This is a genomic window from Brevundimonas sp. (genome assembly GCF_036405315.1).
Classification (GTDB): Bacteria; Pseudomonadota; Alphaproteobacteria; order Caulobacterales; family Caulobacteraceae; genus Brevundimonas.
This window is the reverse complement of sequence record NZ_DASWXW010000126.1, coordinates 1-5641: the sequence shown is the minus strand read 5'-3', so window position 1 is coordinate 5641 and position 5641 is coordinate 1. Positions and strand designations below refer to the sequence as shown.

The 5641-nt window shown below is 68.4% G+C and carries 4 protein-coding genes; 3 read left to right on the top strand and 1 reads right to left on the bottom strand.

What is annotated here, in order from left to right; all coding sequences use genetic code 11:
• From rfaE2 to VGE49_RS07290, 3 genes are all read left to right on the top strand, one after another.
• The coding region (gene rfaE2 / locus VGE49_RS07300) for a D-glycero-beta-D-manno-heptose 1-phosphate adenylyltransferase (RefSeq protein WP_331033899.1) at positions 1-1325 on the top strand (1325 nt) is incomplete at its 5' end.
• Complete coding sequence (gene rfaD / locus VGE49_RS07295; RefSeq protein ID WP_331033898.1) at positions 1322-2323, top strand: ADP-glyceromanno-heptose 6-epimerase; 1002 nt, start codon at positions 1322-1324, stop codon at positions 2321-2323. The genes rfaE2 and rfaD, both read left to right, overlap by 4 nt.
• A gap of 2 nt (positions 2324-2325) precedes the next feature.
• Entirely contained in the window at positions 2326-3429 is a 1104-nt protein-coding gene (locus tag VGE49_RS07290; RefSeq protein ID WP_331033900.1) for a DUF3089 domain-containing protein, read from the top strand.
• On the opposite strand, the gene recG is transcribed toward VGE49_RS07290, so the two are convergent.
• Complete coding sequence (gene recG / locus VGE49_RS07285; protein WP_331033897.1) at positions 3426-5516, bottom strand: ATP-dependent DNA helicase RecG; 2091 nt, start codon at positions 5514-5516, stop codon at positions 3426-3428. The two genes, VGE49_RS07290 and recG, sit on opposite strands and share 4 nt — an antisense overlap.
• Positions 5517-5641 lie beyond the last annotated feature (125 nt).

The window sequence follows — 5641 nt, the reverse complement described above, 5'->3', positions numbered from 1 at the left end:
CGATCCCGGTCCTGCGCGCGCGCCGCACCGTGGCCATGCCCGGCGGCGTGGGCAATGTGGCGCGCAACGTCGCGGCCCTGGGCGGTTTCGCCCGGCTGGGCGCCGTGGCGGGGCAGGACGCGGCGGGCGCCGAACTGACCGACCTGATCGCCGCCGAGGATCGGGTCGAGGACGCCCTGGTCCGCCCCGAGGGCGCCGCCACCATCGTCAAGACGCGCTTTGTCGCCTCTGGTCAGCAACTATTGCGGCTGGACGATGAACAGCCCTCGACCGCCGCCTATGACGACAAGGGCGTGTTCAAGGGCGCCAAGGCCATCCTGCTGTCGGACTACGCCAAGGGCGTGGTGGGCGAGGCCCTCATCGAGGCCGCGCTGTGGGCGGGTCGTGAATACGGCGCCCCGGTCATCGTGGACCCCAAGGGGCGCGACTTCGCCCGCTATGGCGCGGTAGATCTGATTAAGCCCAACGCCAGCGAACTGGCCGGGGCTACCGGCCTGCCGACCGAAACCGACGAACAGGTCGAGGCGGCGCTGGCGGCCCTGCTGGACGCCACCACGGCCAAGGCCGTCATCGTCACCCGGGCGGGCAAGGGCATGACCCTGGCGCGGCGCGGCGGCGGCGTCACCCACTTTCCCGGTCGGGCGCGCGAGGTGTTCGACGTCTCCGGCGCAGGCGACACCTGCCTCGCGGCGCTGGGCCTCGCTTTGGGCGCGGGCGCGACGCTGGAACAGGCGGTGCAGTTCGCCATCCTCGCCTCGGGCGTGGTGGTGGGCAAGAGCGGCACCGCCGTCGTCACCCCCGCCGAGCTGATTGAGGCCGAGATGAGCCAGCACGCGGCCCTGGCCCAGTCCAAGGTCACGCCGCTGGACGAGCTGTCGGATCAGGTCGAGGCTTGGAAGCGTCAGGGCCTTAAGGTCGGCTTCACCAACGGCTGTTTCGACATTCTGCACCGCGGTCACGTGGCCTATCTGGCCCAGGCGCGCAGTTGGTGTGACCGCCTGGTGGTGGCGCTGAACACCGACGCCTCGGTGCGCCGCCTGAAGGGCGAGGGGCGTCCGGTCAATGATCTGGACAGCCGCGCCGTCGTCATCGGCGGTCTGGCCAGCGTGGACCGGGTGACGGCCTTTGACGACCCCACGCCCATGGCCCTGATCGAGCGGTTGCGGCCCGACGTCCTGATCAAGGGCGCGGACTACACCAAGGACAAGGTGGTCGGCGCGACGGAGGTCGAGAGCTGGGGCGGCGTGGTCCGTCTGGCCAATTTCGCCGACGGCTATTCGACGACCAAGACCATTGAGAAGATGACGACCGGAGCTGCTGAATGACCCCTCGCATGATCGTGGTGACGGGTGGGGCGGGCTTCATCGGCTCCAACATTGTGGCTCGCCTGTGCGAGAGCGACGCCTGGGACGTGGTCGTCTGCGACCGGCTGGAGACGGCCGATCTCGCCAAGTGGAAGAACATCGCCAAGCATCCCATCGCCGACCTCTGGGCACCGGAGGAGCTGTTCGAGCAGCTGGAGCGTCACGCCGAACGGATCGAGGCCGTGGTGCACATGGGCGCCATCTCCTCGACGACCGAGCCGGACGCCGACCTGATCCTGCGCACCAACTTCAGCCTGTCGCGCGACATCTGGGACTGGTGCGCGCTGCGCAATGTGCGGATGATCTACGCCTCCTCGGCGGCCACCTATGGCGACGGCGAGGCTGGGTTCGGGGATCGAGACGATCCTGAGAGCCTGAATGCGCTTCGTCCTCTAAACGCCTATGGTTATTCGAAATACCTGTTCGATCAGTATGCCGTGCGCCAGGCGGATCGCGGCCAAGCGCCGCGCCAGTGGGCCGGGCTGAAATTCTTCAACGTCTACGGCCCGAACGAGGGGCACAAGGGCGGGATGAAGTCGGTCGTGGCCCAGATCTGGCCCAAGGTTCAGGCCGGCGAGACGGTCAGTCTGTTCCGCTCGCACAACCCCAACTATCCCGACGGCGGCCAGCTGCGCGACTTCGTCTACGTCGATGACGTGGTGAACATCATCGACTGGCTGCTGCAGACGCCGAACGTGTCGGGCGTGTTCAACGCCGGATCGGGTCAGGCGCGCTCCTTCGCCGACCTGGCGCGCGCGACCTTCGCGGCGGCGGGCAAGGAGCCGTCGATCGCCTATATCGACATGCCCGAGACGATCCGCGACCGGTATCAGTACTTCACCGAGGCCAGCATGGACCGTATCCGTGCGGTCGGCTTCAACGGCCAGTCGACGCCGCTGGAAGAGGGCGTACGTCGCTACGTTCAGGACTTCCTGTCCCAGTCGGACCCCTATCGATGAAGATGCCCAGCCTGACCTTGCGGCAATGGGTCGGCTACACGGGCTTTGCGCTCGTTTTCATCCTGGTGGCCGCTGTCGTCGTCTGGCGCGGCGACATCCTGAAAGCGGGTCTGGATCCCCAAATCCCGTTCCAGACCTATGAGCCCCCGCCTGCGCCCGACTATGGCCAACCGTCGGCCTGGGCGCTGCGGGACGCCCGCGCGCCGGGGGCTGAAGACGCAGCCATCTTCTTCGTCCATTCGACCACCTTCGACGGCGGGAGCGGCTGGAACGGTCCGATCGGCGACCGCAGGGCTGACGCCTATCTGAAGCGGGTGGTGATTCCGAACTATGCAGGTCCGTTTGCGCGCGCCGGCGCCATCAGTGCGCCCCGCTACAGGCAGGCCAGCCTCTACACGCGCCTGACCTTGCGCGAGGATGCGCGCGAAGCCCGCGCCTTCGCCTATGGCGACGTGGACAAGGCCTTCGATCAATGGCTGGTCGCCCATCCTGACGGTCCGATCATCCTGGCGGGCGTGGAGCAGGGCGCGGATCTGATTGCGCGCCTGGTTCATGAGCGTGTGGCCCAGGACGCAGGTCTGCGCCGACGTCTGGTCGCCGTCTACTTGATGGACGCCATCGTAGGTCTGGATCAGACAGCGCCGATCGCCGCCTGCCATATGCGCGATCAGACAGACTGCGTCGTCGGCTGGTCCCAGGTGGGCGAGGGCGACGAGGGCGCCGCCAAGCGGCGGCTGAGGCGCGCCCTGGTCTGGAATGATCGCAGCCAGTTGGTCGAACTGGGCGAGCGTCCGGCTCTGTGCGTAAACCCGGTGTCGGGCAGCGATGACGGTGCGGCGATCCCCGCGCGACGCCATCTGGGCGCGGCCAACGCCACCGGCCTCGAGTGGGGCGTGCGTCCCGCTTTCATCGATCGCCAGATCGCCACGCAATGCCGTGACGGCCTGCTGCGCCATACGGTGCTCAAGTCGGAATCCTTCCGCGAGTTCAGCGGATGGGCTGATCGCCGCAAGGCGCGGCCCTACAACCTGTTTTATGCCGACGTCGAGGCCGATGCGCTGGCTCGGCTGGCGGCCTGGAAGGCCGGGCAGGCGCCTGCCGCCTAATCGATGCCTGGGCGCTCGTTGCGCCAGTCGAACAGGGCTTCCAGCACACGCACGGCCTGACCGCGCGGGCTGGTCAACTCAGGGTCGCGTCCCAGGATCAGGCGAGCGTCGTCCGACGCCGCCAGCATCAGCGAGCGATGCTTGATCGGATCGGCGAAACGATAGGCGGGGAAGCCGCTCTGCTTCAGACCCAGAGGGTCGCCGCCGCCGCGCAGACGGAAGTCCTCCTCGGCGATCTCGAAGCCGTCTTCAGTGCGGCGCAGGGTCTCCAGCCGCTCCCGCGCGGTCTCGCCCAACGCGCCGTCCTGACCGCCGTACAACAGGATGCAGGAGCTGGACTTGGCCCCGCGTCCGACGCGGCCGCGCAGTTGGTGAAGTTGGGCCAGGCCGAAACGGTCGGCGTGTTCGATGACCATGATGGAGGCGTTGGGGACATCGACGCCGACTTCGACGACCGTCGTGGCGACCAGAAGCGGGATGCGGCCCTCGGCGAACTCGGCCATAACCGCCTCGCGCTCGGCGCCCGGCATCTGGCCGTGGGCCAGGCCGACCTCGACTTGAAGGATGCGGCGCAGGTCGGCGGCGCGTTCCTCGGCGGCGGCCAGGTCGATGGCTTCTGATTCCGCCACCAGAGGACAGATCCAGTAGGCCTGAGCCCCGCTGTCGATCGCCGCCTTCAGCCGTTTGGCGACCTCGCCGATGCGGACCAGAGGCACCACGGCGGTGGCGACGGGGGTGCGGCCCGGCGGTTTTTCCATCAGGCGGCTGACCTCCAGCTCGCCGTACTGGGTCAGTTCCAGCGTGCGCGGGATGGGCGTGGCCGACATGGTGAGCAGATGGACGCCGCCCAACGCCGGATCGCCCTTGGCCTGAAGCCGCTGGCGCTCGTTGACGCCGAAGCGGTGCTGTTCGTCGATAACCGCTAGGGCCAGGCGTTTGAACTGCACCGCGTCCTGAAACAGGGCGTGGGTGCCGATGGCGACCTCGGCCTCGCCCGAGGCCAGGGCGGCCAGCCGCTTGCGTCGCTCGGCTGGCGTGTCGCGGCCGGTCAGCAGAATGGTCGTGACCCCCGCTTCTTCCAGCATCGGGGCGAGGCGTTGATAGTGCTGACGCGCCAGGATTTCGGTCGGGGCCATCAGGGCGGACTGGAAACCGCTGGAGGCGGCGTCGGCCAGCGCCAGGGCCGCGACGGCGGTCTTGCCCGAGCCGACGTCGCCTTGCAGCAGGCGGCCCATCTGCTCGCCGGAGGCCAGATCGGCGCGAATCTCCTCGACGGCGCGCGCCTGAGCGCCGGTCAGAGTGAAGGGCAGGGCGGCCCGCATCCGTTGCGAGGCCTCGCCCGCCGTGATCCGTGCGGCCGGTGTGACCTGGCGCGCGCGGCGACGGCGCGCCAGGGCCAGTTGGTGCGCGAACAGCTCATCATAGGCCAGACGCTGACGTGCCGGGGCTTCCGGCGTCAGGTCCATTTCCGCGGTCGGGGCGTGCAGCGTCTCCAGCGCCGCGCGCCAGCCGGGCCAGCGCCGGGCCGACAGCCAGGCGGCGTCCTGCCACTCGGCCAGCTCGGGAGCAGCGGCCAGCGCGCCTTGCGCCAGTTTGCGCACCACGCGTGAGGTCAGGCCTTGGGTCGCCGGATAGACGGGTTCGGACAGCGGGATCTCGTCCGCCTTCTCCAGCGGCAGGATGTAGTCGGGGTGCGCGATCTGCACCTCGTTGTTGAAGCGCTCGACCTTGCCTGTCACCAGCCGTCGTTCGCCGCGCGGGGCCAGGCTTTCGATATGGCGCGGCGAGCCGGCGAACCAGATCAGGTGGACGAAGCCGGTGTCGTCCGACGCCCGCATCTTCAGGGGCGCGCCGATCTTGTGCGGCGGGATCAGCCGGTCGATCAGCACGTCGAAGACGCCGATCTCGCCCTCGATGGCGGCGGCGGCGGTCGTGCGGCGACGCTGGATGATCCCGGACGGCGACAGGAACAGCACGTCGCGCACCAGCGGACCTGCCAGTTTCTGCACCAAGGGCGCGCTTCTGGGGCCCACGCCCTTCAGGGTGGAGACGTCCGCGAACAGGGGAAAGAGAATCTCGGGCCGCATTAGCCTCAGCATAGCTGGCGAAAACGGAACGGGAACGCTATCTGATCCAACTCTTCACATGAACGGACCGGGCAAGGAACCGCGTGGCCGATATTGATGCACGTCCAGAGGACGCCCGGAAACAA

What these genes read in the sequence shown, in the direction of transcription:
- rfaD (WP_331033898.1), top strand. Translation starts at nt 1,322, where the DNA reads ATGACCCCTCGCATGATCGTGGTGACGGGTGGGGCGGGCTTCATCGGC.
- VGE49_RS07290 (WP_331033900.1), top strand. Translation starts at nt 2,326, where the DNA reads ATGCCCAGCCTGACCTTGCGGCAATGGGTCGGCTACACGGGCTTTGCG.
- recG (WP_331033897.1), bottom strand. Translation starts at nt 5,516, where the DNA reads ATGCGGCCCGAGATTCTCTTTCCCCTGTTCGCGGACGTCTCCACCCTG.